The organism is Inquilinus limosus (assembly GCF_002195995.1).
Classification (GTDB): domain Bacteria; phylum Pseudomonadota; class Alphaproteobacteria; order DSM-16000; family Inquilinaceae; genus Inquilinus; species Inquilinus limosus_C.
The window spans coordinates 1-468 of the sequence record NZ_NHON01000230.1; the positions used below are offsets into that span (position 1 = coordinate 1).

The following is a 468-nucleotide window of genomic DNA, read 5'->3' on the forward strand; positions in this document are numbered from 1 at the left end:
AGATTTGTATCAGAGACAGTATCACCGTCAATCCAGTCAATGACCCACCAGTGGCGAGATTTGTATCAGAGACAGTATCACCGTCAATCCAGTCAATGACCCACCAGTGGCGACTAATGACGGATGCCGAAGACGGTACGCCAGCAGGTGTGGTGACCATCGTGGGCGCACCAGCCAACGGTACCGTGACGGTACGCCAGCAGGTGTGGTGACCATCGTGGGCGCACCAGCCAAYGGTACCGTGACGGTGAATGCCAATGGCACCGTGAGCTATGTACATGATGGTTCAGAAACCACCTCGGACAGCTTCACCTATACCGTGACCGACAGCAATGGAGTCGTGTCCAATACAGCGACCGTGAATATCACCGTCAATCCAGTCAATGACCCACCAGTGGCGACTAATGACACAGCGACGGTGGACGAAGGTAATACGGTGGTGATTGCGGTCAAAGGCAACGATACGGA

Annotated in this window: 2 protein-coding genes and 1 pseudogene; all 3 read left to right on the plus strand. The window is 54.4% G+C overall.

The features are described 5' to 3' along the window. Positions 1-50 precede the first annotated feature (50 nt). Positions 51-212 (plus strand): hypothetical protein, encoded by a 162-nt coding sequence (locus tag BWR60_RS39120; protein ID WP_429913063.1) that lies wholly within the window; start codon positions 51-53, stop codon positions 210-212. Next, positions 155-313: pseudogene (locus BWR60_RS39125) on the plus strand (Ig-like domain-containing protein); the annotation flags it as partial. The gene BWR60_RS39120 and the pseudogene BWR60_RS39125, both read left to right, overlap by 58 nt. Before the next feature lie 81 nt (positions 314-394). Then, on the plus strand, positions 395-468 hold a 74-nt coding region (locus tag BWR60_RS39130; protein ID WP_429913064.1), incomplete at its 3' end, for a hypothetical protein.